The sequence below is a fragment of the Rhizobium sp. BK176 genome (genome assembly GCF_024808055.1).
Map to the genome: position 1 here is coordinate 144052 of NZ_JANUBV010000012.1, position 24656 is coordinate 168707.

At 57.3% G+C, this 24656-nt stretch carries 27 protein-coding genes and 1 pseudogene; 10 read left to right on the forward strand and 18 right to left on the reverse strand.

Annotated elements, in window-relative coordinates; translation table 11 throughout:
* Window position 1: 1 nt before the first annotated feature.
* The 8 genes and pseudogenes from FHT76_RS28225 to FHT76_RS28260 all read right to left on the reverse strand — a co-directional run bounded on the left by FHT76_RS28225 (window position 2) and on the right by FHT76_RS28260 (window position 7620).
* Window positions 2–2401, reverse strand: coding sequence for an FdhF/YdeP family oxidoreductase (locus FHT76_RS28225; protein ID WP_259186089.1), 2400 nt, complete (start codon window positions 2399–2401; stop codon window positions 2–4).
* Window positions 2402–2763: 362 nt separating this feature from the next.
* The gene (locus FHT76_RS28230) at window positions 2764–3402 is read right to left on the reverse strand and encodes a UdgX family uracil-DNA binding protein (RefSeq protein ID WP_259186090.1); all 639 of its coding nucleotides are present in this window, start codon (window positions 3400–3402) and stop codon (window positions 2764–2766) included.
* A gap of 275 nt (window positions 3403–3677) precedes the next feature.
* Window positions 3678–3971 (reverse strand): hypothetical protein, encoded by a 294-nt coding sequence (locus FHT76_RS28235; protein ID WP_259186092.1) that lies wholly within the window; start codon window positions 3969–3971, stop codon window positions 3678–3680.
* Window positions 3972–4566: 595 nt separating this feature from the next.
* The gene (locus FHT76_RS28240; RefSeq protein ID WP_259186093.1) at window positions 4567–4956 is read right to left on the reverse strand and encodes a response regulator; all 390 of its coding nucleotides are present in this window, start codon (window positions 4954–4956) and stop codon (window positions 4567–4569) included.
* Between the two features lie 6 nt (window positions 4957–4962).
* Window positions 4963–5940, reverse strand: coding sequence for a PAS domain-containing protein (locus FHT76_RS28245; RefSeq protein ID WP_259186094.1), 978 nt, complete (start codon window positions 5938–5940; stop codon window positions 4963–4965).
* A gap of 53 nt (window positions 5941–5993) precedes the next feature.
* Window positions 5994–6344 carry a response regulator gene (locus FHT76_RS28250; protein ID WP_259186095.1) on the reverse strand — a complete coding sequence of 117 codons (351 nt, stop codon included), beginning with the start codon at window positions 6342–6344 and terminating at the stop codon, window positions 5994–5996.
* Between the two features lie 304 nt (window positions 6345–6648).
* Window positions 6649–6999, reverse strand: a pseudogene (locus FHT76_RS28255) (alpha-hydroxy acid oxidase); the annotation flags it as partial.
* Between the two features lie 216 nt (window positions 7000–7215).
* Window positions 7216–7620 carry a PAS domain-containing protein gene (locus FHT76_RS28260; protein ID WP_183864281.1) on the reverse strand — a complete coding sequence of 135 codons (405 nt, stop codon included), beginning with the start codon at window positions 7618–7620 and terminating at the stop codon, window positions 7216–7218.
* A 707-nt stretch (window positions 7621–8327) separates the two neighbouring features.
* On the opposite strand from FHT76_RS28260, the gene FHT76_RS28265 reads away from it, so the two are divergent.
* Both FHT76_RS28265 and FHT76_RS28270 read left to right on the forward strand, forming a co-directional pair.
* Window positions 8328–8558, forward strand: a complete 231-nt coding sequence (locus tag FHT76_RS28265; protein ID WP_259186096.1) for a hypothetical protein — start codon at window positions 8328–8330, stop codon at window positions 8556–8558.
* A gap of 377 nt (window positions 8559–8935) precedes the next feature.
* Window positions 8936–9106, forward strand: a complete 171-nt coding sequence (locus FHT76_RS28270) for a hypothetical protein (protein ID WP_259186097.1) — start codon at window positions 8936–8938, stop codon at window positions 9104–9106.
* 112 nt (window positions 9107–9218) lie between these two features.
* On the opposite strand, the gene FHT76_RS28275 is transcribed toward FHT76_RS28270, so the two are convergent.
* From FHT76_RS28275 to FHT76_RS28295, 5 genes are all read right to left on the reverse strand, one after another.
* Window positions 9219–9407, reverse strand: a complete 189-nt coding sequence (locus tag FHT76_RS28275) for a hypothetical protein (RefSeq protein WP_259186098.1) — start codon at window positions 9405–9407, stop codon at window positions 9219–9221.
* Between the two features lie 181 nt (window positions 9408–9588).
* Entirely contained in the window at window positions 9589–9792 is a 204-nt protein-coding gene (locus FHT76_RS28280; protein ID WP_259186100.1) for a transposase, read from the reverse strand.
* A 171-nt stretch (window positions 9793–9963) separates the two neighbouring features.
* The gene (locus tag FHT76_RS28285; protein ID WP_259186101.1) at window positions 9964–10494 is read right to left on the reverse strand and encodes a DUF4142 domain-containing protein; all 531 of its coding nucleotides are present in this window, start codon (window positions 10492–10494) and stop codon (window positions 9964–9966) included.
* Window positions 10495–10636: 142 nt separating this feature from the next.
* The gene (locus FHT76_RS28290) at window positions 10637–11467 is read right to left on the reverse strand and encodes a phytanoyl-CoA dioxygenase family protein (protein ID WP_183756702.1); all 831 of its coding nucleotides are present in this window, start codon (window positions 11465–11467) and stop codon (window positions 10637–10639) included.
* Window positions 11468–11806: 339 nt separating this feature from the next.
* Entirely contained in the window at window positions 11807–12670 is an 864-nt protein-coding gene (locus FHT76_RS28295; protein WP_183756752.1) for an SDR family oxidoreductase, read from the reverse strand.
* Window positions 12671–12872: 202 nt separating this feature from the next.
* Between FHT76_RS28295 and FHT76_RS28300 the strand changes: the two genes are divergently transcribed.
* Complete coding sequence (locus tag FHT76_RS28300) at window positions 12873–13118, forward strand: hypothetical protein (RefSeq protein WP_259186105.1); 246 nt, start codon at window positions 12873–12875, stop codon at window positions 13116–13118.
* An 85-nt stretch (window positions 13119–13203) separates the two neighbouring features.
* Window positions 13204–13407 (forward strand): CsbD family protein, encoded by a 204-nt coding sequence (locus FHT76_RS28305; RefSeq protein WP_183756703.1) that lies wholly within the window; start codon window positions 13204–13206, stop codon window positions 13405–13407.
* A 79-nt stretch (window positions 13408–13486) separates the two neighbouring features.
* Here the strand turns inward: FHT76_RS28305 and FHT76_RS28310 are convergent, their stop codons facing one another.
* Window positions 13487–13681 carry a hypothetical protein gene (locus tag FHT76_RS28310; RefSeq protein WP_183756704.1) on the reverse strand — a complete coding sequence of 65 codons (195 nt, stop codon included), beginning with the start codon at window positions 13679–13681 and terminating at the stop codon, window positions 13487–13489.
* Window positions 13682–13997: 316 nt separating this feature from the next.
* On the opposite strand from FHT76_RS28310, the gene FHT76_RS28315 reads away from it, so the two are divergent.
* The 4 genes from FHT76_RS28315 (at window position 13998) to FHT76_RS28330 (ending at window position 17055) form a co-directional block, all read left to right on the forward strand.
* Window positions 13998–15083 (forward strand): YihY/virulence factor BrkB family protein, encoded by a 1086-nt coding sequence (locus tag FHT76_RS28315; RefSeq protein ID WP_259186107.1) that lies wholly within the window; start codon window positions 13998–14000, stop codon window positions 15081–15083.
* A gap of 223 nt (window positions 15084–15306) precedes the next feature.
* Entirely contained in the window at window positions 15307–15741 is a 435-nt protein-coding gene (locus FHT76_RS28320) for a SyrB-like regulator (protein WP_183756706.1), read from the forward strand.
* Window positions 15742–15872: 131 nt separating this feature from the next.
* Window positions 15873–16469: a hypothetical protein gene (locus tag FHT76_RS28325; RefSeq protein ID WP_183756707.1), complete on the forward strand. Its 597-nt coding sequence runs from the start codon at window positions 15873–15875 to the stop codon at window positions 16467–16469.
* Complete coding sequence (locus FHT76_RS28330; RefSeq protein WP_259130013.1) at window positions 16453–17055, forward strand: hypothetical protein; 603 nt, start codon at window positions 16453–16455, stop codon at window positions 17053–17055. Before FHT76_RS28325 ends, FHT76_RS28330 begins: the two co-directional genes overlap by 17 nt.
* Before the next feature lie 149 nt (window positions 17056–17204).
* Here the strand turns inward: FHT76_RS28330 and FHT76_RS41475 are convergent, their stop codons facing one another.
* Window positions 17205–17456, reverse strand: coding sequence for a hypothetical protein (locus FHT76_RS41475; RefSeq protein ID WP_405049520.1), 252 nt, complete (start codon window positions 17454–17456; stop codon window positions 17205–17207).
* Window positions 17457–17959: 503 nt separating this feature from the next.
* Here FHT76_RS41475 and FHT76_RS28335 point away from each other — a divergent pair.
* Window positions 17960–18652 (forward strand): bifunctional 2-polyprenyl-6-hydroxyphenol methylase/3-demethylubiquinol 3-O-methyltransferase UbiG, encoded by a 693-nt coding sequence (locus FHT76_RS28335; protein WP_183756709.1) that lies wholly within the window; start codon window positions 17960–17962, stop codon window positions 18650–18652.
* A 17-nt stretch (window positions 18653–18669) separates the two neighbouring features.
* On the opposite strand, the gene FHT76_RS28340 is transcribed toward FHT76_RS28335, so the two are convergent.
* Both FHT76_RS28340 and FHT76_RS28345 read right to left on the reverse strand, forming a co-directional pair.
* Window positions 18670–20097 (reverse strand): mannose-1-phosphate guanylyltransferase/mannose-6-phosphate isomerase, encoded by a 1428-nt coding sequence (locus FHT76_RS28340; RefSeq protein ID WP_183756710.1) that lies wholly within the window; start codon window positions 20095–20097, stop codon window positions 18670–18672.
* 36 nt (window positions 20098–20133) lie between these two features.
* Complete coding sequence (locus FHT76_RS28345) at window positions 20134–21558, reverse strand: phosphomannomutase (protein ID WP_259186110.1); 1425 nt, start codon at window positions 21556–21558, stop codon at window positions 20134–20136.
* 702 nt (window positions 21559–22260) lie between these two features.
* Between FHT76_RS28345 and FHT76_RS28350 the strand changes: the two genes are divergently transcribed.
* Window positions 22261–23724, forward strand: coding sequence for a hypothetical protein (locus FHT76_RS28350; protein WP_183756712.1), 1464 nt, complete (start codon window positions 22261–22263; stop codon window positions 23722–23724).
* Here the strand turns inward: FHT76_RS28350 and FHT76_RS28355 are convergent.
* Window positions 23715–24638 carry a family 16 glycosylhydrolase gene (locus tag FHT76_RS28355; protein WP_259186112.1) on the reverse strand — a complete coding sequence of 308 codons (924 nt, stop codon included), beginning with the start codon at window positions 24636–24638 and terminating at the stop codon, window positions 23715–23717. The genes FHT76_RS28350 and FHT76_RS28355 overlap by 10 nt on opposite strands.
* Window positions 24639–24656 lie beyond the last annotated feature (18 nt).

Genomic DNA, 24656 nt, shown 5'->3' on the forward strand with positions numbered 1-24656 from the left:
CTTACTCAACAGGTACCTTGTCCGATCGACTGAGCCGGATCGGCAGCAGCTTGTAGGACGGCGTCTTCGCTCTCGGGGCGTGATGGCCCAGCGGAAACAGCGGATTTGCTTCGGGGTAGTAGGACGCACAGCATCCTCTGGGAATGTCGTATTCGACGATGCGGAAGCCCTGGATGCTGCGAACAACTCCCGGTTCAATCGCCGTTGTCATGTCGACGAACTCACCTGGTTTGAATCCAAGCCGCTCAATATCTTCCCCGTTGAGAAAGACAACCTGTCTTGTTCCATCAACACCACGGAACCGGTCGCTGTATCCATAGATGGTCGTGTTGAACTGGTCGTTCGAGCGTAGCGTAGCAAGATTGAGTACCTTGTCGTCGACGCTGCTGATGTCGAATTCGGGAAAGAGGCGGGAAGGCGTTATGAAGTTTGCCTTCTTGTTCGCCGTGACCCACTTTCTCTCCCTAGCTGGAACAGGTCGCGCGAAGCCCCCAGGTTGAAACAGCCGCTCATTGAATTTCTTGAAGGTTTCTGGATAGGTATTTTCGATAGCATCTCGGATCAATGAATAGTCTGCGACCCATTCGTCCCAGGGGACGATACCCCTCGTTAAAGTAGCCTTCGCCAGCCCTGCAATGATAGCTGGTTCGGACAAGAGATGAGGACTGGCCGGTTGGACGCGTCCTCTTGATCCGTGGAAATGGGCAACGGAGCTTTCCATTGAAACAGCTTGGGGGCCCGTGGCTTGTTGATCGATCTCAAGCCGTCCGAGACAAGGTAACAGATATGCAATTTCGCCGTGAATCAGGTGACTTCGGTTGAGCTTGGTTGCGATCTGCACGGTTAGACGAAGCTTCGGCCAGGCGGCCTCCATTATTTCTGTGTCTGGAACGGCCCGGATGAAGTTGCCTCCGAGGCTCACAAAAGCCCGGCTCTTTCCCGACAGTACGGCCTCACAGACGTCCACGGTGCTCCGCCCCTCCCATCGCGGAGGATCAAAACGGTACAGTTCCGCGAGCTTGTCTAGGGGAACTAGGGCCGGCTTTTCGGTAATCCCAACTGTCCGCTGACCCTGGACGTTGGAGTGGCCCCGCACGGCGCAGATGTTGGCACCGGGTTTGCCGATGTTGCCCCGAAGAAGCGCGAGATTTGCGACCATATGGACGTTTTCAACGCCCATTACCTGCTGAGTAAGCCCCATTCCATAGACGAGCACGACCGCGTCCGACTCTGCGTAAGTTCTGGCAGCTGCGATCATTTGCTCGCGTGTAAGTCCGGAAGTCCCCTCCAGGTTATCCCAGGAATGCGCGCGGGCTGCCGTTGCGAATGCCTCGAAACCAGAGGTGTGCTCTTTGATGAAATCGTGATCGAGGACATGCTTCTTGTCTGCTGCAGTCATCGCTGCGGCGAAGGCGACAGCTGCGGCGCTTTCGCTCCTCGCCTCTCCATCGGATCCTGCAACCTTGCTCAAGCCGAGGCTCTGCTTGGCATCGTCGGCCTCGATCAACGCCTTGCACACTCCAAACAATGCTGCGATGTCGCCGCCATTTCGGACCTGATAATACTCGCTCGAGATCGGGGTTTCGGACCCGGTAATCATCTCGCTTGGGGCCTGAGGGTTGATGAAGCGTTCCAGGCCGGGCTCTCTCAACAAATTGAACGTGACAATCTTAACGCCGCGATGCACGGCATCCTGAAGATCGTGCAGGAGTCTTGGCGACGATGTGCCGACATTTTGCGCTATGTAGAAGATACAATCGCAGTTCTGAAAGTCTGAGAGAACTGCCGTGCCGACGGTGGCGCCAATACTTTCAGGCAGCCCAACAGACGTGCTCTCGTGGCACATGTTCGACGAATCCGGCAGGTTGTTACTGCCGAAGATACGAGCAAAGAGCTGGTACATGTAACATGTCTCCAGCGAAGCGCGGCCAGATGTGTAGAAATCAACCATTTCCGGGGCAATCTGCTTCAACTCACGACCAATTTCGTCGAATGCGGTGTCCCAGGCCACCGGAATGTATTTGTCAGAGGCGGAATCCCAGCGCATCGGATGGGTAAGGCGACCTTGCTCCTCGAGGTCGTGATCCAACCAAGTCTCGAGTTCGCCAAGCGTATGCGCGGCGAAAAAGGTTTCGTCTGCGCGCTTGCTGGTGACTTCCCAAGCGGTTGCCTTCGCGCCGTTCTCGCAGAATTCCAGCGGGTGTGTTTTCGCCGGCTTTGCCCAGGCGCAGCTTACGCACATATAGCCTTCGGGTTTGTTCTGGTGCCTGAGCAGCGACGGTCCGGACAGCGGGATATGTTCCCGCAAAACGATCTCCGTCACTGACTTGGCTGAGCCCCATCCACCGGCCGGGCCGCTGTCGAAGCCAATATGAGGCTTATCCTGGGGGCGAGAGGTCATGGGACATGGCCTTTAGGAACTGAAAAAGAACGCTCGTGAGCATTCCCGCTGTCCAGGGCTGATTCCTCCTCAGCAAGAGAAAATCGGAAGGGAGAGGGGGCTGTTATTTGCATTCGGCTCCTCCGTGACCAAGCCTCCCATGGGACCTACGCGGTCCTTATCGAGGAGTGAGCTTCTAACCGTGGACGAAGGTCATTTGTTCCAATAGGGACGTGACGTGCCCACGTCTTTCGATCCGCTTTCGATGGTGCGAACTGGCCTTTGGCGTCTGTAATGACCTTCGGCTGCATCGGCTTTCCTCCGTACTTCCAAGGCCAAATGATAGGCCGCCACTTTGTTCCTTCGAGTTGACCCTCACGCGGCTATCCGTCCTCAAGAAGCGTGGCTATGGCTTTCAGATCATTGACGAAGCGCGCCCTGTCTTGCCGCCCCGCCGCTTGGTCGAGCACTCGCAAAAGCGCCGAGGGATGAATGGTTACGAACACCGAAAGTCCGACGGGTGAACGAAAGACGGAGCCTCGGTCGCGGGTGACCTTAACTTGTGGCCCGAGCAGGGAGTACGCCGCCGTCGCTCCGAGCGCCACGACGAGCTTCGGCCGCACGAGGCGCAATTCGGCTGCGAGCCACCACGCGCACACCCGAACCTCTCCCCTGGTGGGCTTGGCATGGATACGACGTTTGCCGCGGGGTTCGAACTTGAAGTGCTTGACCGCGTTGGTGACATAGCAGGATGCGCGCTCGATACCGGCTTCCTCCAGACAGCGATCCAGCAGCTTTCCCGCAGGCCCGACGAACGGCTGTCCGGCAACATCCTCCTTGTCGCCCGGCTGCTCGCCAACGAAAACGACTTCGGCTCCTTTCGGACCTTCCCCGAACACCAGCTGCGCTGCGTGTTTATAGAGTTCGCATCGCGTGCAGATGGTCGCTTCTCTATGAATCTCATCGAGGCTCGCGCCGGGAGCGCCCGGTTGCGTCAATGCCGGGCCGACTAATTCTGCCATGCCTGTTTCTCCACCTCGGACGCTAAGCCAAGGGTTGCGCATTAGAGTGCAGAGCGCGCTTATATCTTTGTGGCGCCTAGAGGATTGGCTTGCCGCCGGTAACCGCGATTGTCGCCCCGACACGTAGTTTGAGAGCGGATCAGCGAGCATCCCATAGGCCGTCGCCAGTTCTGCGGGTTGCCCCGGCCGCTGCATAGGAACCTGCTTGCCGAAGTTCTTCACACCGTCATCCGGCATCGTCGACGACCGCGTCCTTCCCGCTTACGCCGGCGGCTTTAGTTGTTATTGTCGGCGCATGTGTCTTCGGCATTCTGCGTGTTGCTGTTGCCCCCTTGCGTCTGAAGCGAGTTCTTGCCCTTGATCGACTTGCAGTTCTGCTTGTTGAAAGCCTGCGTGCTGCCGGTGGTGGTTTTATCGACTTTCTTCATCTTCATTCCGTTGGTCGTGCTGCTGGAGGCACCATGGTTCTTGTCCATCGTCGAGCCTGCCGGCGCCGGGTTGGACTGGGCGAATGCGGATCCTGCGAGCCCGATGGCGAGAAGTGATGTTCCGATGATCTTGAAGCGCATTGTCTCCTCCTTTGGAGCTTTGCTTGGTTGCACTTCCTTTGAAACTGCAGGCTTTCGTCATTGTTCCACGCCTGCCAGACCCCGATGTCGTTGCAGAGAGGGAAAGCGTTGGACTGAGCGAGCGCCATATTCGGGTCCATCGGAAGCGGTTCAATTCCCGCTGATGGCTCCTCAAAGGAACAGGAACGGTTGCGATTACCCTGAGGCGAAGACGGAGCGGCGGCAGCTTGCTAGCCAACCCATTGAGGTTGATCGACGGAGATCCGGACCGGATTCAGGACGCCATTTTCAAAAGCGGGGTTGGACTGCGTCCGAGTTGTGCTGACGGCCGCTCGATTCTGAGCGGCTGCATTGACCCGTGACCGCCGAGTGTGTGACTTGACGTCAAAAATCATACAGTCAAAACCGCGCGCAATTTTTTTCCATCCACCTGACCGGGACCATCAATGGCTTCTTGGCACCGGAGGCGTCGGTCAGGCTCGCTTTCGGGAGATGGCGCGAAGTCGGCCATGCGAGAGAGAACGCAGTCCGGAGCGAGGATGCCAAGCATGCCATCGCCGCTCCGCAACGGGAAACGCCTTTGTCGTCACCTCCACTAGCTGGTAGCGACAAGCTTACGGATGGCGTCGATCATCTGGCTTCCATCCGTCGGTTTGCCGAGGTTGACCGCATTGGCGAGAATGGGAAAGGGCGCAAGCTCGTGGGCGGGTGAGGCGGTCGCGATAACGAAGGGAACATTCAGTTTCGCAAGCTCGCGTGCGACCGGGGTGACGTTCTCCCGCCCGAGATGGACGTCGAGCACGGCCGCGTGTGGCCGCGCTGCTTCAAGCAAATCGAGGGCGTCCTGAACCGAAGAAGCAGGCCCAAGTACCTCAAACCCAGCATCCACCAGGACGCGTCGAAGGTCGTCCGCAATAAAGAATTCGTCCTCAACGACAAGGACGGCTGTCCGCCCTTGGGGTTTCTCTCGCTTGGGATCTCTCACGTGTCCTCACACCGGGATCTTGATCACCGCAGCCAAACCTTCAGTCCTGTAAAACAGTTCCGCCGATCCAGCGATATGTGCTCCGAGGCCTTCAATTAGCTCGGTTCCGTAACCTTTCCGCTTGGGGGCGGAAACCGACGGGCCGCCTTCCTCTTGCCATTGGCAGGCGAGCAGTTGACGACCATTTGGTCCGGTCTCCATACACCAGCTCACACGAATGCGCCCCGCCGAGGTGGAAATGGCACCATGCTTGACAGCATTCGTGGCAAGCTCATGAAAAATCATGCTCACTGGAAGCACCTTTGCGCTCGGCATCTCCACGGCCGGGCCGGAGCATTCCAGCCGTTCCGAAACGGTGGTGCCGACCGCCTGTGTCACAAGGAACTCGAAATCGGCCGTTTTAGCGCGCGCGGCGATGTCCTGCGCCTTGAACGTGGCGTCCAGCCGCCCGACAAGCGCCTCCTTGAAAATCGCCACCGCGGGCTGGTCGGCACGCGTGTTAATAACCACCGACCGCACGACCGCCGCCATGTTTTTCATCCGATGGCGCATTTCCGCGACGATGAAATCCATTTCGGCATCATGACGGTGGCGCTCTGTCACGTCGTCGAAGATGATCAGGATGTTGGGACTATTGTCGTTCGGATGCAGGAGGCGGCGGGCGTCAATGAGAAAGGTGCGGGGCCCGATCGCGGGGAAATGGTGCGTCACCTCGAAACCAATGACGGCGGCCGCCCGCGGAATGACCGCCGAGATGAGCTGCCGCAGCTCGGGAATATCCCACTGCCCATTGCCGAGGCCGAAGAAGCTCTGCCCGATGATGTCGTCCCGCTCGACCTTGAATGCCTTGATGAACGCATTGTTGGCCGTAGTGACACAGAAGTTCTCATCGATGACGACGACAGGCTGTGTCATCGTGTCGACAACGCCCTGAGCCTGGACGTGTCCCGTCTTCATCAGGCGGTATAGGTCTTCAAGCTGCATCTGCGTCATCCTCGGCAATTGTGGTCTATCCATCTGCGGATCACACGGCGAACTTATTGATTGGAATTGGTGATACGCGTGATCAGTTCCATCAGCGCGACCTCGTCGTATGGCTTCTGAAGCACAGGATGGTTGTAGCGGCCATCGACCTCAGCCTCGCCGAAGCCAGTCGAGAAGATGAATCTCTTGCCGAGCTCAACGAGTTTGTCCGCGACGGGAAAGGTCATTTCCGACCCGAGCTTCAGATCGAGCACGGCGACATCGAAGTCAAGCGAGCCGACCATGTCCAGCGCCTCGTCGAGGCGTCCGGCGATACCGACGACCTCATGGCCAATTTCAGCGAGCATTGCTTCAAGCGTCACCGCTATCAGCATCTCATCTTCGATAATAAGGATACGCGTCACGGGTATCTATCTCAGGTCAGCACCCCGAGGATCGAGATGGCTTTCACCGCGGCTGGCGCCGCTTCAGGTGCACAATTGCAGATGTGTGGCGCCCTGTCCATGAAGGCCCAGAAATGTACGGCAGCAGACAATGACTCGCCGCGGCGCCGCCATGACGCGACGCCCACTGCTTCGGGTTCGAACTAGCTCTCCATCCCAAATTGTTCTCGATCGGCCGCCGGGGAACTAACTACGGAAGGGTTCGTTCATTTGATCATCGACCCAGCGCGCGTCGACCGGATGGCGAGATCCCTGCTAACGCGCATTATGCCAAGCGCACAAGATGCTCGCTGGTGAACTCATCAATTGTCGAAATGCCGAGGAGCGCCATATTCCGATGAAGTTTGGCGTGGAAAATCTCTGCTGCTTTCATGACACCGGGCAGTCCGCTAACCGAGGCCGCGTAAAGGAAGGGGGCGGCCGACAAAAACGAAGTGCGCACCGAGAGCGAGCGCTTTCATGACATCGGTACCACGTCGAAATTCACCGTCGACCATTACTGCCCGCCAACACGTTCAAAGATCGCTGGGAGTGCGGCCAGAGGCGATATGGCACCATCGAGCTGCCGTCCGCCGTGGTTCGAGACGATCACTCCGTCGGCGCCTACCGGCGGCGCAGGAACTGGGAACGCCCAAAGTTGCCTCGCCTTGCATTGAGCGACGCAAGCACCGTGGTTTGTGCTGATGGCGCCGACGCACGACCGCGAGGAACAGGTCCACAAGCGGTAGCTTTTCTCTCCCGCCACCGTACTACTACCGGCGCATCGCCAAAAGATGTTCTTGTCTGCCGAGCGACAACAATTGAGGCTTCGGCCGGGCATTGCAGCTTTGTCTCAGTGTGTGCTGCCTGCTGGCGCTTTCTCCGTCGCCATGACGATGCCGGCGTAGTGGACGGGATTGTCATTGCGATCCCTGAAACAGCGACCAAATGCCGAAACATGAATGTATGAGCCATCTGCCTTGCGTGATCGATATTCTTGCACCGTCGGGTGTTCCGCAATGATGGCGTCGTTTATCTGCTTGGCCAATGTCGGTGCATCGTCCGGATGCACGCGATCAAGATAGGTCTGGACGGGCAGTCCACGTTCGGTTTCAACCGGGTCGAGACCGAAAAGCTCGGCCAGCGCGCTGTCGGCGTAGACAAGGTTGCTATTCAGATCCCAGGTGAACAACCCTGCATCCGGCATTCGCTCAGTCGAGATTTGCGTAAGAAACAGCCGCTCCGCGCGCCGTACCATGGTTCCTCCCATTCAAAAGCCTCCACCAGAATGGACCCGCACCGAGTATCCATGCAAGCTGTCTTTTGAGAGGATCGCCTACGTCCAGAGGTTTAAAGGAGGGATTGATCCTCTCACAATGCTTAACGCCAGGCCTACTAAAGCGCCCCTTGCCATGGAAGGCAGGTTTTGTCTGCCGACGCGGATCGCTCTGCGGCAACGACTAGCCCGAAGCTTTGCCCCGCCAAGAATCACGGTCTGACGGTGTTCGCCAGCAGGGTTCATAGTGAACGAGTAATAAAGTCATGTTCGGGGGCCTCTGATCGGCTGCCCGGCCATCTCCCGAACAGCGCACGAAGCCGAAATCACGCGGGGTAACTTTTCGTTTCTCGTCATTGTTCAATCCTCCTCACCGCGAATATCTCAGAGCCCCTTCAGTTGCCACCCGCCGCAAGAGACAGTCCGGCGGGATCATCGCCGACCTATGTACGATATCGTACGGGTGTTCCTGGTTGACCTCCGGTACCGCAGAGCTAGGATCAGAAAGAAGGCGACGCAGACCGCCGGAGGCATATTAAACCTATCTACGCCTTTAAAAAATGTCCGGCGCGGCACCGCACGTGCGGCTCGCGCTCCAAACTTGAAACTTTCGGTATCCTGAGCGGTTCTAGGGAAATCTAGCAAAGCAATCTGCCGCGCGTAGCCGGCACGTTCAACCGGAGTAACGAATGTCCCTCTCGAATGCCCAAGCCCTCAATCCAAATGAACTGAAGCTTGTCACCAAGGTGGTGTCGAAGTGGTGCCATAAATATCACGTGTCCCCGAATAGTGATCTGGGAAAAGCTGTCATGGCGGCAGCGATCGAACGTGTTCTGGCTGGCGAACACTCAGCAGTTATTTTAGGCGAAGCTATTCGGTCCCATATGGCGATTCGGCATTATCAGCAACCGTGGGAATGACCACGGTCGGTTGAGTTCCGCGCATCCAACGCGTACTGAGGCTAGACGTCGATGTAACAGCCCCGCCGCTCATCGGTGGCGTAAACGTCGCAGGCCGCTGAGGCGCACACATCGCGGCCGGACGATGCGTCGACGTTGTGACCTAAACCCTACGTAGGCTGCCATCGACTTTGTCGCGCATCAACCAAGAAAGCCGGTAAAAACAGTCAGGCATGTGACGGTATGTTTGTCGGAATATGTATCGTCCGTGGCACAGGTCGTTCAGGATCGGCGCAGGGCCAGGCCGCCAAGAGGCCTCTTGTGCTACACCAGTCCACGCCGCGTTGCGACTGCTTCGGTGTTTCTGCTCCACCTGGCGCTCTCTTCCCCGCAACATCGTGGAAACCGCCGCCGACGCAGAGCTTCGGACGCAGATCGGCTCCCTGGAGCGACAGCAGGGGGCGTTCGACGTGGTCATTCGAACCTATGAGCCGGACTACACGCTGCGCCAACCGGAATGCCTCGACTCATCACGCGCCGCAAGCGCCAAGACGTCGACGAAGTCTTAGAACTCCTGAAGGACATTGATCGTCGTGACTTCGTCTTGCGCACATTGCGCGAGGCACGTCGGCCGATCACGACGGCGGAATGTGCCTGTGCCTTCGCCCGTGAGACCGGACTTCAGGAAGATGACGCCAGGTGGCGGCGTAGCAGCCTCCTGTCGGCATCTCCGCTTTTCAACCACCACGGCGTCACCTCACGGGAGATGATGACGATGACGCAGTGGATCAGCGGGTCGCCGAAAACCGTGGCATCGTAACCCTCGCTCGCCAGCATCATCAAACGGATGGCCGCAAGAGGCGTCTCCATGTCGTCGATAGCATCCTGCTGTGCCTTGATGAGTCACAGATCGAGGAAGTCCTCGCGACGGCAGGCGGACGACACTGGACGTCGCGACTTCGACCGTCCTACGAGACGAGGTCGGGTGGATGTCGTCCCTGCCAAGAGCCGCACAGGTTCCTTGATGTCTTCCGGGACATCGCGAAGTGGATCATTCCCCAGAGCGGCATGCCGTTGTCGACATGCCGGTTGTTCTCGCGCCAGGCGATCTCGGCGCCGTACCAGTCGAGGTGCGCACGGAGAAGCGGTGATGGATGCCGACGTAGGCCCGTTGGATGCAGTTGAAGAAGCTCTCGACATGGTTCTGGTACTCCTTGCTGTGGTTGACCCGAAAGAGTTCCTGCAGGCCGGCCATGGATGCGCGATCCCTTTCCCTCGTGCTTCTTGACGAACTGAATTTTGTCGGCAACTTGATCCGGGGATGTTTCCCGCGATCCGCGTCGGTGGCAGCCACACCCCCGCGCCAACTCTGGTCACTTGTGAACCAGCCGCGACCTGCTGCTGGCTCGCCAAGGCGCGATCTGGTCTATTTGTTGAGAGCCTTCGCCATTTGCAGGTGGTGTTCTAATGCCGGGCGCGTTTTTGCTGCCCAGGCCTTGAGATCGGCGTTGTCCCCTTCATCACCGTACCGCTTGAACAGGTCTACGGCCATTTCATGGGCTTCCTCCTGATCGGCATGATATTGTTTCACAAAGTCATCACCATTCAGCTTCTGGAGCTTATCGAGCATGCTATGTTGTGATTTGCTCATATCGGTGGGGAGCGTTGCCTTCACCTTGCCCCCGCTCACGAGTGCCTTGAGCTCCTCAGAGGTCCTTTGATGATCAGTAACCATCTGTTGAGCAAAGGTCTTCGTGGCATTGTCTGCGCGTTCCAGAGCAAGTTTGCTGGAGGCAATTTCGAACATATCGCTCGCGGCGGCCTCTGTGACGAAGTCCTCAGTCTTTGGGGCTACACCGATCAGGGAATTCACGCCGGTTTTTTCCGCCGCGGACTGGCCAAAGGCGGAAGATGCGAGCGCGATGGCGAATCCGCTGGCGATGAGAAGGTGTTTCATGTCGTCCTCCTGGACAGTTGAGAAGAAATTCTCAAACCCAATCAGGATGGGAATGTTCCAGAACAGCCGATAGCGCAAGAATGATGCGAAACGCCTTTGTAACCAAGACAAAGACCTTCGCCCGACTAGACCCAGTCCTTTTTCAGGTCGGATCTGCCCCCATGACCAGGCCTTCGATATCATGCTTTTGAATGATCGGCTGCAAGTCATCCACGACACGGCAAACAAGATGGTCTCGGGCGATGGGGGGAAGTGTGTCGTACCACTCGCGCGTGACCATCATGTCATGAAGTTCCGCGTGGCCGGCACCGGGCGCATCGACACCGAGTACCATGACGGGACGAGCGATCGGAGACCCATGCTCCGTGCCTCGATGGACCGTTAGTGCGGATCTGCAAGAAATGTCACCGCGGTTGGGATACTTGCGGGTCGCGCGCTCCTGAAATCTTGCCCACTCGGATTTGTCCGGAAACATTTCATGTTTCCATTCTCTGCCGTCATCATACTGCGTACCGGGAGCTATTTCGAATGGCCCCATATCTTCCGTCACATCGACACCGGTGAGATTGAAGGCAAGTGAAGTAATTTTCCGATCGCGATACGTATCGATAGGCGACGGAAAATCACGATGCCAGGGCTGATACTTGGCGCCTTGGAAGGGGACGTCGAGCCCAATCTCGACGATTTGGTAGTCTTGACCGAGCACAGCGGTACACATGCCAACAAGCCAGGGATGCGTGACAAGGTCAACAAACCCTCGGAAGTTCTGGGGATGGATCTCGACATACCATCTTCTGGGGCCCCGACCGACCGCGCCGCCGGGTCTCTGGATTGCCTCCCAGAAAGCCGTCATCATGTCCTCGCGCATGTCGTCGGCCCAGTCGCGGCTGAACGCGCCTTTCAGCCCGGTAATTCCGTCGTTGCGCAGGTCGGCAATGTTGGATTCCAAGTCGAAATGGTCGTCACCTGCCATCGGAATTCCTCCTCCTTGTCCAAGTGGGAGAGTAAGATTACTAATAATTTCTATCAACCGTATATTATTAGGGCACGATGAAGCAACGCAAGGTAACGACCTTGCGACGAGTTACAATGGCAGATGTGCACGGGCAGCGACCTGTCCCCAGCCGACCGGATTGGGGCGACGAAGGCCCTCATTGACTAAGGTCACGAACGGATCGCAACCCTCACCGGCGAAAAGCTCGGGGATGTCACGACTGATCGCCTGCGAATCAGCGTCGTGGCGCTTCACGTCGCGGCGGAGTAATCCCAGCTGAAATGGCTGACGTTGCGATGAATCGTGACAAGCAATCTCTTAGATCATGATCTCACCGCCGGTCACCGGAACAACAGCGCCTGTCATGTAGCTTCCAAGATCGGAGGCAAGGAGAACATACGCGCCCGCCAATTCAGCTGGCTGGCCGGCGCGCTTTAAAAGCGTCTGCTCACCAAACTTCGAAGCCTTTTCGACGGGCATCGTCGAAGGAATGAGCGGTGTCCAGATGGGGCCCGGTGCGACCGCATTCACTCGAATGCCTTTCTCGGCGACCATCTCCGCGAGCGCTGCGGTGAAGTTCGAAATGGCGCCCTTCGTGGAGGCATAGGCGAGAAGCTGGGAAGAGGGTTGTCTGGATTGAATTGATGTCGTGTTTATGATGGCGCTCCCCTTCCTCATGTGTGGGATCGCGGCTTTCGACAAAAAGAAGGGAGCGTAGATATTGGTCCTGAACGTTTCGTCCCACTCCTCTTCCCTAATATCGGCAATGTCGGCGTATGTCCGCTGGAAAGCCGCGTTGTTGACCAGTATGTCGATCCGCCCTAATTCACCAACCGTACGGCTGACAAGCTCCTGGCAATGAGCCTCCGACTTGATGTCGCCTGCCATCAGGACGGCCTTGCGGCCCGCCTCTCTGACCCATCTTTCAGTGTCTCGAGCGTCATCATCTTCGCTCAGATAGGAGATCACCACGTCTGCTCCTTCGCGCGCAAATGCGATTGCCACAGCTTTCCCGATCCCGGAATCTGCGCCCGTGATGAGCGCAACCTTCCCTTCAAGCCTGCCAGTTCCTTTGTAGTCGTGCTCACCATGATCCGGACGCGGTTGCATGTCGGCTGTTCTGCCTGGCGGCTTCTGCTGTTGCTTGGGAAATGGTGGTAGCGGTCTACGGGCGTGAGTCATTGCGATATCCTCGTTGAATACTCTGGCGATTAACCGCCATAAAGGGGAACAGTTCCCTTCTCGTGTGCGGACCTCGCAACCTGGCGCGGGATAGCATCTCGCCTCTAACGTTGTCCGAGGCAGCGCCAACTGGCCCGCGCGTCCGGAACCTTCTTCGCCGGGAAAGGTTTTCAAAGTCTCAATTCGAACGGATCCGTCACCGATGTCCAGCGACAACATATTGACCGCTTCCATTGACGATTTTGCCAGCAGGCTTGCAGCCATGATTGATGACGAGCTGTACCAGACTATGGAGCTTCTCGAGGTAATGAGCGAGGCGCCAAAGCGCGGCGATGTCGACGAAATTCTTGCGAGGATAGCGTTGACCGAAACCGAGATAGAACGACGTCAGCCCGGACAACTCATGCGGCCATACCTGGATTGGAAGGTAAGTAAACTCGGCCCGTAAACGCCAGCGGCCCGACCTTCTTTTAGAGGGAACTGTCTGGCTGCTTGGTCGTTTGTCTCGCAGTCCCAACCCGATGGAGAAAAGAATGGATTGGAACCGCATAGAAGGAAACTGGAAGCAGGCCAAAGGCAAAGTCAAGGAGCAGTGGGGAAAGCTCACGGATGACGACCTCGACCAAATTGCTGGCAAGCGCGACCAACTCGAAGGAAAAATCCAGGAGCGCTACGGGCTGGAACGTGACCGCGCCCGGCAGGATATCGATGATTGGTATGGCAGGCAAACCTGGTGATAAATCAATCGACGGCCCGGACCCCAGTCCGGGCCGTCATGCATAGAGACGGCGCCCCCGTTGATATTCCATTACTGTCTCAATCCGTCTTGAGAAGGATCAGAACGTGATCGCCATCGACGTGTGTGACGACGTCGCCGTCCTCGGTGACAAACCGCGTGTCGCCGTAGTGCTCGAAGTCCGGCAGGAACTTCTGCGCCGAGCGCATTTGTTCGATGGCGATACGCAAATTTTCTGCCCGGATCCTATGGGGCAAGCGTTGGAAAATGGACACCGGCTGATCTCCTGAGGCAATCCAGAAATAATTAAGCATGCCCGCTCGGTTGCAATCCCTTCAATGTGAGTAAACAGGGCTAACCCGGAGAACCTTTGGGCGTAACCACCCGACGGTTCGCTCCCGTGTCACTCGAAATGCGTAGGTGTTGCATCGCTCATAAGAGCCCGAGCGCGCGGTTGCCTGACGATTGAGTCGTGAGGAGAGAGGCCCTGCCGGGCTGCATCGCTCTACCTTCGTGCATTGCTCGCTGCATCCCGGATGCATCCTTCCGGCGCCAGCTGCGTTATTGGGAGGATCGGCGGAGTGAAGCATCATGAGACAACCAATCCTCAGCAAATCGGGCAACTCGATAACGGCAAGCCTGTTTGCGTTGGCAGCCGGAGCTGTGTTGTTGAAAGCCTTCGCGGAACGCAAGGAACCGGAACCTCCAGGTACACCGCATGACGATCCGATCGATGTGCGGGGGCGCAAGGCTGAGGTTCCCGAAGACATCCCCAGAAAGGGATTGCGTGACGTATTCTGGCGGGTTGTCGGCAAGATCTCGAGCCATCGCATCACCCTCATCGCCGCAGGTGTGTCGTTTTATCTGCTACTCGCCATTTTCCCGGCGCTTGGCGCCGTCGTCTCACTTTACGGGCTCGCTGCCGATCCTATCACGATATCCGACCACCTGAGAGAGCTTTCGTGGGTACTTCCGCCTGGAGCTTTTGATCTCATAGCTGAGCAAATCAAGAGTATCGTACAGCGCGGAACAAGCACGCTGGGCATAGCATTCTTTGTGAGCTTGGCCATCGCATTGTGGAGCACCCATAACGGAACACTTGCGGTGTTTGACGCCATGAACGTGGCGTACGAAGAGAACGAAAAGCGCGGGTTCGTCAGGCTGAATCTCGTCGCCCTTTGCTTCACTTTGTGCGCCGTCGTTGCGGCGCTGCTCATGATTTTTCTGGTTGCCATCATGCCCCTTGCTTTATCCTTCATGTGGATTGATGCATTTAAGGAACAGATTGTCCTGTTGATGCGTTGGCCCGTACTCTTGCTTCTTGTCATCGCCGCATCGACAGCAATCTATAGGTTTGGTCCAAGCCGCGCGCCAGCCCGCGTGAGATGGATGACATGGGGAGCCGGCTTTACAGCGATCGACTGGTTTGTCATGTCCGCTGCCTTTGCCTTCTATCTGAACCACTTTGCCAACTACAGTGCGACCTATGGCACGTTGGGAGCTTTGATAGGCTTTCTCATGTGGATGTGGTTGTCAGTCGTGATCCTGATTCTCGGCGCGGCATTAAACGCGGAGCTCGAGCACCAGACGGAAATTGACACCACGACGGGACGACCATTGCCTATGGGCGCGCGCGGAGCTTATGTCGCCGATACTGTCGGTGAAGTGCAAGATTGATCAGTTTGAGTTGCGTGGCTCGAAAACCAACAAACATTTCCGAACCAACATGTCACACGGGGGTAGTTCACCGAGCTGGCAAGTGGCCTTTATCTGGCGCGATGGGCTTTTTTTGCACCATCATCTGCTAGGCGTATCAAACCCGCAATCCAGCGATGGTCGAGAGGTTGACTCCGTGTGCCGCTCGGTCGAAAAGACTTGTGGCTATAGAGGGAGATAACTGATGGCTGACGACAATAATGGAAGTTCGACGAGCGAGGTTGTTAACGCAACCGCTCCTGCAGAAATGCCGGCTCCGAAAAAACAGCGCGGCCCGCGCAAGAAGATCACCACAGAAGCAGCCGGTTCAGCTGTTCCTGTTGCCAAGTCACCGAAGGGCACGCGCCAGAAGCGCAGCGAGCTGATCAGCGAAACAAAGCCAGCTTCCGTCGAGGCAGCCGCCCCGGCAAAGGGCCTGGTGCCGACCGGCGTCCGGGGCCCGCGGAAATACGGTGCGGCAAAACAGGCAAAGAAAACCGGCACGGTGGTCGCTACGGCAGTTGACGAAGTGGCCGATCTTCTTCAGCTCGAGGAAGAGAACAAGCGTCTGCGCAAGACACTCGCAGAAAAACTGCGGGCGGAAAATGCCGATCTTCGCAAGCGGCTCGGGATCGCTTGATCGCAAAACATAGTGAGAAACGCGTAACAGCGCCTCGCACTCTCATTAGAACAAAGTTGCCGGACTCGGTCAACGGGCCCGGCTCGCAACTGCGGCAACGTCGCCGTCGGTCTGCCCGAGATTGAAGCATTATGAAATCACCCTGGAAATATCTGACACAATTGACATCCCGAAAGCGGCCGGCCGATTACGAAGATAGGTCACTCGACGACAGTCCCGGACAAAGGGCGGAGGAAGGCGAGGCACTTCAGTCATCGGGGGAGGTCGAAGCCACACTGCCATCTGGAACGGCCGATGGAGACGAGCCGCTATCTGATCCGGAGATGGACGTCGGCACCCCGTTTGAAACCAAAGATGACTTGGACGTCGCGACATCACACCTGTCAGATGGGGCCGATGGGAATGATCGACTGGTGTCCAAAAGCCGCAATGACGACACTGTGGACAAGCCGACACCGGTGTCGGTGAGCGATGCAAAGAGCGAAATCGTCCATCCGTTGCGACCGACGCGAGCAGGGCGGCCAAAGAAAAACCACGCAAAGGTGGTTGCTAAGACCACGTCCTCATTAGATAAGGGGCAAACAGAATCGCCCATCCCGCCCGCTCCGACCGTCGTCGACCACGGTACGGAGCTGGATCGGGAGATCAAGCATTTGAGAAACGAATTGGCTGAACGGCTGCGTTTGCAGAATGCTCAGCTCAGGGCGATGCTTGAGCGATTCGAATGACCATATTGCAGAGTGGACAATTATGAAAACACAGTCGCGCACGTTTGTTGTAGAATTCAAATCATCGCGTCGCCGTCCGAAGGATCAGGCGAAATCGATTTGGGGAAACACCGATCTCAAGGCCATGGCACGTGAGACGGAAGCCGATGCTCCGCATCTGTTCGAGCCGGTAGTGCCGGCGTTGCAGACTGGACCAGAGCAAAAGCATGAACCAGTAGAAAGCCCAACACCAGTCGAAACTGTCGCCTTGGATCAGGACCACAAGACGCAACCCCTACCGTCCGATGCGCCGGTTGAAGCGGCGACACAATTTGAACCAGATGCAGCAGTGGCAGTGACAGTGCATCCGGAGGTGCCATCCACGACACCGCCGCGAAAGCAGCGCAAATTGCGCTCCCGTCCAGCACGCACAGCAAACGCCGGTGGCCGCAAGGCGCCAGTCGTTGCGGCGGCCGTTCAGCCCGACGATCTTGTCGCGCTTGAGGATGAAAACAAGAGGCTCAAAGCGCTGATGACAGTACATCTGCGCCAACAGAACACTGCGCTTCGGGATATGCTCCTGCGTTTCGCGGACAGGGCTGCCTAGATCGGCGACGTTGCGACCGGGGGATTTTCCCTCCTGGGCAGGCTGCCACAGTCGTCCAACCGCTCTTGGCAAGGGGGATGGACCACGCTGCTTTGTTCCTTCGCTGTCTAAGGGGAGCGGGGTTCCCTGCCGTTCAAAATTCGATCGCGTTATACTGCACTGGATTTCGACGAACGAGCGCTCTCAGCGAAGTGCGACCAGCAGCGTACAGCGGCTCGGACCTGTTCTATGATATCATTTGCAGCTTGATCGGAAACTGACGCTCCCGGGAAATCGTCAGCAAATGGTCCTGCCCGGACTTTGCCTTCTCCTGCGACAACCGTGCTATGCTCGCCGCCCGGCCCCGACGAAAAGGTAAGATCGTAAGCCGGCGACAGTGACCATCGACCTTCGACGTTCATGAGGAACGCGTGGTTCTCTGCCGGATCTCGCGATCTTTCGCGTAAACGTTAATGACTATGTTTGAAACATTCGCAGGAAAGCGCCACTGTCCCGGGTGATCATAAGCGTAAGCTTGTGAAGGTGGTCGTAGTCTAATGAGGCCTCGCGGTGGCTTGAGCCGCTTGTCGGATGAGATGGCGCCTCTGCATCCATAGGTAAGCCTTCCCAACAGAGAGGCGGCCTCCTTTGGTCGAACGCCCGAAGGTGCGTCACTACCTGTTACCTACATAAAAGCATTTCGGTAATCATCCGACTGCAATAGATCGTGACATTTAATTCGTTTTTTATTGCTGGACGGTCTCTATCGGGGTTGTTATGCTGCTCTGCACAATAGAGACGAGGGCGCCTTTCTTCGAGAAACCTCAATCGCTCTATTGTTGCACTTGCTATTGGGGCCTTTGTTCGGTGTTGCCCGAAAGAATCGTGGCTGCACCCGTGGAAGGTTGTGAAACGGGAGCGTTCGGTGGAGCAGATCTATATTTCAAATCAGTACGCCGACTTGAATCCAACATGGCATGAAGAAGATTCACCATGGAAAGCTGCACAAATCTCCAAGATCATCGACAAGAACAGGATCAGCTTTTCCAGTCTCTGCGAGGTTGGTTGCGGTACCGGCGAGATCCTGCTCAACCTGGCCCGAACCTACCCCCAGGCAAAATTTGACGGCTATGAGGTCGCCCCCCACGCCTTTCAAAGGGCCAGCCTGAAAACGACGAGCAATGTTTCCTTCCATCTGAAAGATATTCTCCAGGAACCGGACCTACACTACGATGTTCTCGTCATCGCCGACGTGATCGAGCACGTGGAGGACTATCTTTCCTTCATCAAGGGTCTGCGTGGCCTTGCTCGCTACAAGATCTTCCACATCCCCCTGGATCTGTCGGTTCAGTCTGTCCTCAGAGGCTGGCCAATTACAAACCTTCGCAAGAACGTCGGCCATCTCCACTATTTCTTCAAGGATACGGCGCTCGCCAGCCTGACGGATTGCGGATATAGGATTGTCGATCATGCCTATACCGCAAGCCGCATCGAGCTGCCGAAACAGGCCTTCAGCAGCAGGCTAATGAGCCTGCCCAGAAAACTTCTGTTCCCCCTTAACCCTGACCTTACGGTCAGGGTCCTCGGAGGCTACTCTCTGCTTGTCCTGGCAGAATAGGATCGATCGGCGGTCAATCAGCTGCGGCCGAACTCGTCGACGATACGGATGATATCGTCTTCGCCGAGATAGGATCCTGTCTGGACTTCGATCAGCTCGAGCATGATCTTGCCCGGGTTGGCCAGGCGATGGATTTCGCCGAGCGGGATGTAGACGGATTCGTTCTCTCTCAGCATCTGCACGTTCTCGCCGATGGTCACCTCGGCCGTGCCCTTGACGACGATCCAATGCTCGGAGCGGTGGTGGTGCTTCTGTAGTGACAGTTTCTTGCCCGGCGTGACGAAGATGCGTTTCACCTGGAAGCGGTCGCCGTTCAGCACCGAGGTATAGCCGCCCCAAGGCCGATAGGAGGTCGGATGGGTCTCGGTCAGCTGCGATGTCTTAGGCGCGGCGGCGAGCATCTTCACGAGGTTCCCGACGTCCTGGCTGTCCTGCAGTCGGCCGACATACACGGCGTCCTCGCTGGCGATGACAGCGATATCGTCCATGCCCTGGACGGCGAGGTGTACACCATGTGTCATGATCAGCGAGTTCTTGGTGTTGACGACCGTCGTATTGCCGGCTGCCACATTGCCATATTCGTCGCGGCTACCGCTCTTCCAGACGGAATCCCAGCTGCCGAGGTCGGACCACTTGAACGGCGAGGGGACGACGGCGGCGTTGCTCGTCTTCTCCATGATCGCGTAGTCGATCGAGATGTTCGGGGCAGCGGAGAACGCTGCCTTGTCGAGACGGATGAAGTCGAGATCGGTCTTTGCGTTTTCAACGGCTTCATCAGCGGCCCTGATCGTCTCCGGAGCGTGGGTGCCCAACTCATCGAGCAGGCATGAGACCGAGAACATGAACATCCCGGAATTCCAATAAAACCCGCCTGTCGCCACCATATCCTCTGCCTTGTTGAGAGGTGGCTTCTCAATGAAGCGTGCTACCGTGCGGGCTCCTGTCGCCAGCGCTTCGCCGCCTTCGATATAGCCGTAACCTGTAGCCGGTTCGGTCGGCTGGATACCGAACGTCACCAGTTTGCCTTGGGCTGCCGTGGCGGCAGCGATGCGCACACAGTCGAAATAGGTGTCGTCGGCGACGATCTCGTAGTCGGAGCCGAGCACATGCATGATCGTGTTTCCATCGAAGCGTTTGCCGACAATGGCCGCTGCTGCAGCCACAGCTGCAGCGGTATTGCGGGCAACTGGCTCAAGCAGGATCGCGGCGAGGTCGATATCCAGTTCACGCGCCTGCTCGGCGACGAGAAACCGGAATTCTTCGTTCGTGAGCACGACAGGTGCATCGTAAAGCGCGGGATCGGACACGCGCTGAAGCGTCTCCTGGAACAATGTCTTATCGCCGATGAACTGGATGAACTGCTTAGGAGCTGCGGCACGCGATAGCGGCCACAGACGTGTGCCCCTGCCACCAGCCATGATTACGGGAACGATCTTCTGTGTCATTTGGTGTGTCCTCGAAAACTACCTTTGCTTTACCAATCAATTCGCCTGCGCCCACCACAGGATTCGTTCCAGGCCTGCATGTAGCAAGTCCTGAGCGGCTGCTTCGCTTTGCGCCTCCGCGTAGCAGCGCATTTCCGGAGCATTGCCGGAGGGGCGGAAATGAATGATTCGTCGGTCCTTCAGCGTGACACCCAGCCCGTCGATATCGCTGACGCTGCCAACTTTGCCGATCGGCTCCAGAAACGCCGCGAGGTTGGAAGACCCGGAACGGAGATGCGCCATCAAGCGGCCGCTGGTGTCGACCGGGAAATTCTCAAGCCGGCCGGCTGCGGCAAAAGGAAGGTGGAAGGACGCCGCAATCAGCGAAAGCGGTTGACGCTTCGTGGCGGCAAGAAAGAGGGTCGAAAGGATCGGCACGAAACAATCGCGCGTTGGCAGGGCGTCCAGCACGTGGCCGTTGACGTCAAATTCGCTTGCGGTCAGTACGCCGCCATTGGCTTCGAAACCCGCCACATGGTCCTGGCCGGCCGCAAGTGCGTCCTGCATCCCTGATATGACGAATGGAGAACCGACGCGCGTGCGAATGACGCTGAAGGCACCGGCGGTCTCCAGGCCGGAATTCGACGTCACGGGTGTCACGACAGTCGCTGCGCAGAGAAAGTTCGAGGCGATCAGCCCAAGCAGGTCGCCACGCAACGGCATGCCGGTTTCGTCGGCCACCAATGGGCGATCACCATCACCGTCCGCAGAAATTATGGCGTCAAGTCGATGATGTCTCGCCGCTTCCTTCAACTTGGCTATCGTCTCTTCAGAAACCGCTTCCGTGTCGACGGGAATGAATTCATCCGAGCGGTCAAACGGTACGACCGTCGCACCGAAATGCTCCAGGAGTTCCACCATCAGGTCACGGGCGACCGTGCTATGCTGGTAGACGCCGACCTTGAGGCCAGCAAGAGCGCCCGCGGGAAGAACAGTGGCGTTGCGTTGGCGAAAAACAGAGAGGCATTCCTCGGATCTGTCTTTCATCCTCGCACCTCTGGGGGAAAAGGTGAAACCGGCGCGATCGAATTCTGCCGCAAGAGCCGTGATCGCTGCCTCGTCCGTCTTGTCGATCTCACCGTCCGGCCGGTAGAACTTGATGCCATTGCGATCGGCCGGGATGTGCGAGCCCGTGACCATCAGGCTGGCCGCCTTTTTCTTCAATCCGTAAAGAGCGAGCGCCGGCGTTGGCACCGTACCGCAGTCGCGGACATCAAAGCCAAGGCTGGCAAGTGCCGCAGCACAGTTCCCGGCAATCTCGGGGCTGGAGTCCCTGAAGTCCTGGCCGATCAGAATGACGTCACCGCAGCCGGCCATTCCGATGTCGAGCAGGTAGCGACCGAAGGCAGAAGCATGAAGCGCCGAAGCCCGGCCCTTGAGGTCGACAGACAGGCCGCGAAGCCCGCTCGTTCCGAATTTCATTCCGATCTTCCTTCACGCATTCGACGCTGGACTCAACTGACAATTTCAAGGCCGCTGCCGGCACCAATACGTCTTGATGCAACCTTCGGCGCCGTTAGGTCACGGCCCCTTGCGAGCACCCGCCTCGCGCCAGATCAGGAAGAGCACACCTCCGACATAACCGACCTGCATCAGGATTATGCAAAGTACGCTATAGTAAAGCGCAAGCGCAATACTCCCGTAATGGTACCAACACAGGAGAAAAAATACGCATGAAGCGCAGAGCATGCGTAAATAAATGCCCGGGGCACGCATCAATTGGGTAAAACGCTTCATAATTAGTTACCCCTTCAAATGCAGGTTCACATAAGGAGAAAAGTTTTGCAAGCGCGAACATGTTCTACTGCAATGCACAAAAGCGGGTGTGATAAGCTGCAGACAGCTAGAGTTGATGCCGGCAAGGAAAGACATGTTGGACTACTGAAATATGACGGGGTCAGCGGCGACATTTCGACTTGGTCTATTCCTTTCTCGGTATATTCTTTTCAAGCACTGTTCCCACATATATGCTGCATTGCAGCGCCAGCTTATTAATGTATACCTCTATCAGAGGCGTCTAGACGTCAAGGAAATGCCACCGCATACCAGGCAAACGATCGGGCCTTCCTCAGCGCCAGGAAATACGAGGTTATCGACTATGGTTGAGTTCAAGGGACGTATGGGATGATAGAGCCCATCGGAATATTCACCGTCGCTCTCGGCCTCTATTGCCTGACGCGTGGATATGGGGCGACAGTCACCACCTTCATCGTCCTGACGCTCCTTGGATCCGCCGCGGCGTTGACGCTCGGCGGCTCCAGTGTGCCCCCGGCACATCTCTTTCTGCTGTTTGTTCTGATTGCTGCGCTGCGAACTCCTTCCCTGCCGGGTATGGCAATCAATGCCTTTCGTCTCGGCAAGCCTGCCTTCTGGTTGGCCGGACTTCTGCTCTACGGTGCGATCTCCGCCTATTTCTCTCCCAGACTGTTTGCGGGGATGAGCCATATCATTCCGCTGGGAGCATCCGAGTATCCCTCGACGGGCGGTACCGTTCCCCTTGGCCCCGTCTCCAGCAATCTCACGCAGACGATTTACCTCACCGCGGATCTTCTGTGCTTTGTCATCATCGCGTCCGTCTGTTCGACAAAGACCGGTTTTCGCGCGACGTTCAACGGGCTTCTCGCCTGGGCCGCGGTCAATGTGATGTTTGCACTGCTTGATCTGGCTACCAGCGCAACCGGCACGGAAGAGCTTCTTCAGTTCATGCGCAATGCCCAGTACACGTTCCATGACAGTGATACGATCAATGGCATGAAGCGGATCGTTGGATCATGGCCGGAAGCCTCGGCCTTCGCCGGGATGACGCTCGGTGCCCTCGGATTTACCGGCACGCTGTGGATTTGTGGTCGCTATCCCGGCACAACCGGTTTGCTCGCCCTCTGCTCGTTCGTGCTGATCATATTGTCAACATCCTCGACCGGTCTGATTGCCGCACCGATATGCCTATTCCTGCTCTATCTGACCGCGGTTTTGCGATGCGGGATCTCGCCCGAGAGTCGACGCAGCACGGGCGTCGTTCTGCTCGCCCCGCCGATTGCCCTTGGGTTGACATTGATCATCGTGCTCCAGGACAATCTCTTCCGTACCATCTATGACTACGTCGATTTGCTGGTCTTGAGCAAATCGACATCCGGCTCGGCGGTCGAGCGCGGATCCTGGAATCTTGCCGCCTGGCAGAACTTTACAGACTCCTTGGGTCTCGGAGTGGGTCTGGGCACCGCGCGCACCTCTAGCTTCCCGATGGCGCTGCTTTCCAACGTCGGCGTCCCCGGTACGGTATTTTTCCTGGTGTTCCTGCTGTCTGCGCTACGGCCTGGCATGTCGGCTCGCACCTTCGAATCCGACGTTCGTCTTGCAGCCTGCAACGGCTGTCTCGGATTGCTTGCCGGATCATTGGTGGCTGGGCCGACCGTCGATCTCGGTCTGCTCTTCTTTGTGCTCGCTGGCCTGACGGCCAGCCGTCCTCTTGCCAGACTGAAAGAGATCCCACTGTTGCCACTGCGGGGTAGTGGTGTCCTCGACAGAGCGGCCGAGGCACGCCATTCACATCCGCAATTGAGCTTGCATAGCCGCAAGCATCAAACGTAGACGCGAAAATAATCAACGCGCATATGGGTTAGAAGCTGCTCGGGCCCGAGACCCTGGGGGTAGGGAATGTCGGCGCTGAGCGCAAGGGTGAGCAGCGGCCAGAAAACATCCCCATCGACGTCGAGGTCAGGAGAACGGTGGATCGGCCAATTTGCTGTTTTGCCGGTGCGTGTATCGACGATTGGCTTTCGTTCGAAATAAGGCACACACTTGGTGTCATCGACGAGAATACCGTACCGTCTGTAGTCTCGCGTAACGTCGACAATTGTCGGCACGCCCGTACCCTCGTGATGCTCCCCGGGCTGGCCCCATTCGTGCAGATAGGTGCCGTACAATGTCGGTTCCCATCCTTTATGTTCCACGACATCGAGCTCGACGCTGGTCTTTGGAGCAAGAATACTGCGACCATTCATCAGCCAGAAAGCCGGCCAGGTCAGAGGATGGCTTGGAAACAGCATCCGCGCTTCGAAATAACCCCGCCGCCACCCCTTGGTGACGATCCCGTCTTTCCTGGCAGTCTGAATATTTCCCGAAATCCACTGATATTCCGGGTTGGTGTTTCCATAATAGGCCGGGACAGACATCGCAGCACCGATATACTTGGCCGATATCTGAAGTGCCTTGCCGTCTTCTGCACGGGAATCATCCACTATCTCGTAGGGGATAAAGCCTTCTTCACCTGTCCGCCTGGAAAAGGCCGAGCGACCGTAGAAACCGGTGTCCCAGGTGCCGGCCTTTGGCCCTGCGTGCCAGACAGACCAATCCAGTTGCAAAAAACTGTCCTCGAAGTCGAGGCGCCGATTGTCGGTCGGATCATCCGTGCCGGCAAAAGCCTGTCGCTGCGTGACACCCGCAATGGCAAGCGAGCCAGTGGCCGCGAGCAGCCGCCTTCGGGACATCTCATGTCTCGTCATCAAGGCCTCCTGAAATGC

Excerpts from the sequence above, each read along its gene's own strand:
- FHT76_RS28345 (WP_259186110.1), bottom strand. The coding sequence starts at position 21,558 with ATGAAATTCGGAACGAGCGGGCTTCGCGGCCTGTCTGTCGACCTCAAG.
- FHT76_RS28350 (WP_183756712.1), top strand. The coding sequence starts at position 22,261 with ATGATAGAGCCCATCGGAATATTCACCGTCGCTCTCGGCCTCTATTGC.
- FHT76_RS28355 (WP_259186112.1), bottom strand. The coding sequence starts at position 24,638 with ATGACGAGACATGAGATGTCCCGAAGGCGGCTGCTCGCGGCCACTGGC.
- FHT76_RS41475 (WP_405049520.1), bottom strand. The coding sequence starts at position 17,456 with ATGAACGTCGAAGGTCGATGGTCACTGTCGCCGGCTTACGATCTTACC.
- FHT76_RS28280 (WP_259186100.1), bottom strand. The coding sequence starts at position 9,792 with ATGGCCGGCCTGCAGGAACTCTTTCGGGTCAACCACAGCAAGGAGTAC.
- FHT76_RS28230 (WP_259186090.1), bottom strand. The coding sequence starts at position 3,402 with ATGGCAGAATTAGTCGGCCCGGCATTGACGCAACCGGGCGCTCCCGGC.
- FHT76_RS28275 (WP_259186098.1), bottom strand. The coding sequence starts at position 9,407 with ATGGAGACGCCTCTTGCGGCCATCCGTTTGATGATGCTGGCGAGCGAG.
- FHT76_RS28325 (WP_183756707.1), top strand. The coding sequence starts at position 15,873 with ATGAAATCACCCTGGAAATATCTGACACAATTGACATCCCGAAAGCGG.
- FHT76_RS28290 (WP_183756702.1), bottom strand. The coding sequence starts at position 11,467 with ATGGCAGGTGACGACCATTTCGACTTGGAATCCAACATTGCCGACCTG.
- FHT76_RS28285 (WP_259186101.1), bottom strand. The coding sequence starts at position 10,494 with ATGAAACACCTTCTCATCGCCAGCGGATTCGCCATCGCGCTCGCATCT.
- FHT76_RS28320 (WP_183756706.1), top strand. The coding sequence starts at position 15,307 with ATGGCTGACGACAATAATGGAAGTTCGACGAGCGAGGTTGTTAACGCA.
- FHT76_RS28305 (WP_183756703.1), top strand. The coding sequence starts at position 13,204 with ATGGATTGGAACCGCATAGAAGGAAACTGGAAGCAGGCCAAAGGCAAA.
- FHT76_RS28225 (WP_259186089.1), bottom strand. The coding sequence starts at position 2,401 with ATGACCTCTCGCCCCCAGGATAAGCCTCATATTGGCTTCGACAGCGGC.
- FHT76_RS28300 (WP_259186105.1), top strand. The coding sequence starts at position 12,873 with ATGTCCAGCGACAACATATTGACCGCTTCCATTGACGATTTTGCCAGC.
- FHT76_RS28315 (WP_259186107.1), top strand. The coding sequence starts at position 13,998 with ATGAGACAACCAATCCTCAGCAAATCGGGCAACTCGATAACGGCAAGC.
- FHT76_RS28340 (WP_183756710.1), bottom strand. The coding sequence starts at position 20,097 with ATGACACAGAAGATCGTTCCCGTAATCATGGCTGGTGGCAGGGGCACA.
- FHT76_RS28265 (WP_259186096.1), top strand. The coding sequence starts at position 8,328 with ATGTCCCTCTCGAATGCCCAAGCCCTCAATCCAAATGAACTGAAGCTT.
- FHT76_RS28295 (WP_183756752.1), bottom strand. The coding sequence starts at position 12,670 with ATGACTCACGCCCGTAGACCGCTACCACCATTTCCCAAGCAACAGCAG.
- FHT76_RS28235 (WP_259186092.1), bottom strand. The coding sequence starts at position 3,971 with ATGCGCTTCAAGATCATCGGAACATCACTTCTCGCCATCGGGCTCGCA.
- FHT76_RS28260 (WP_183864281.1), bottom strand. The coding sequence starts at position 7,620 with ATGGTACGGCGCGCGGAGCGGCTGTTTCTTACGCAAATCTCGACTGAG.
- FHT76_RS28245 (WP_259186094.1), bottom strand. The coding sequence starts at position 5,940 with ATGCAGCTTGAAGACCTATACCGCCTGATGAAGACGGGACACGTCCAG.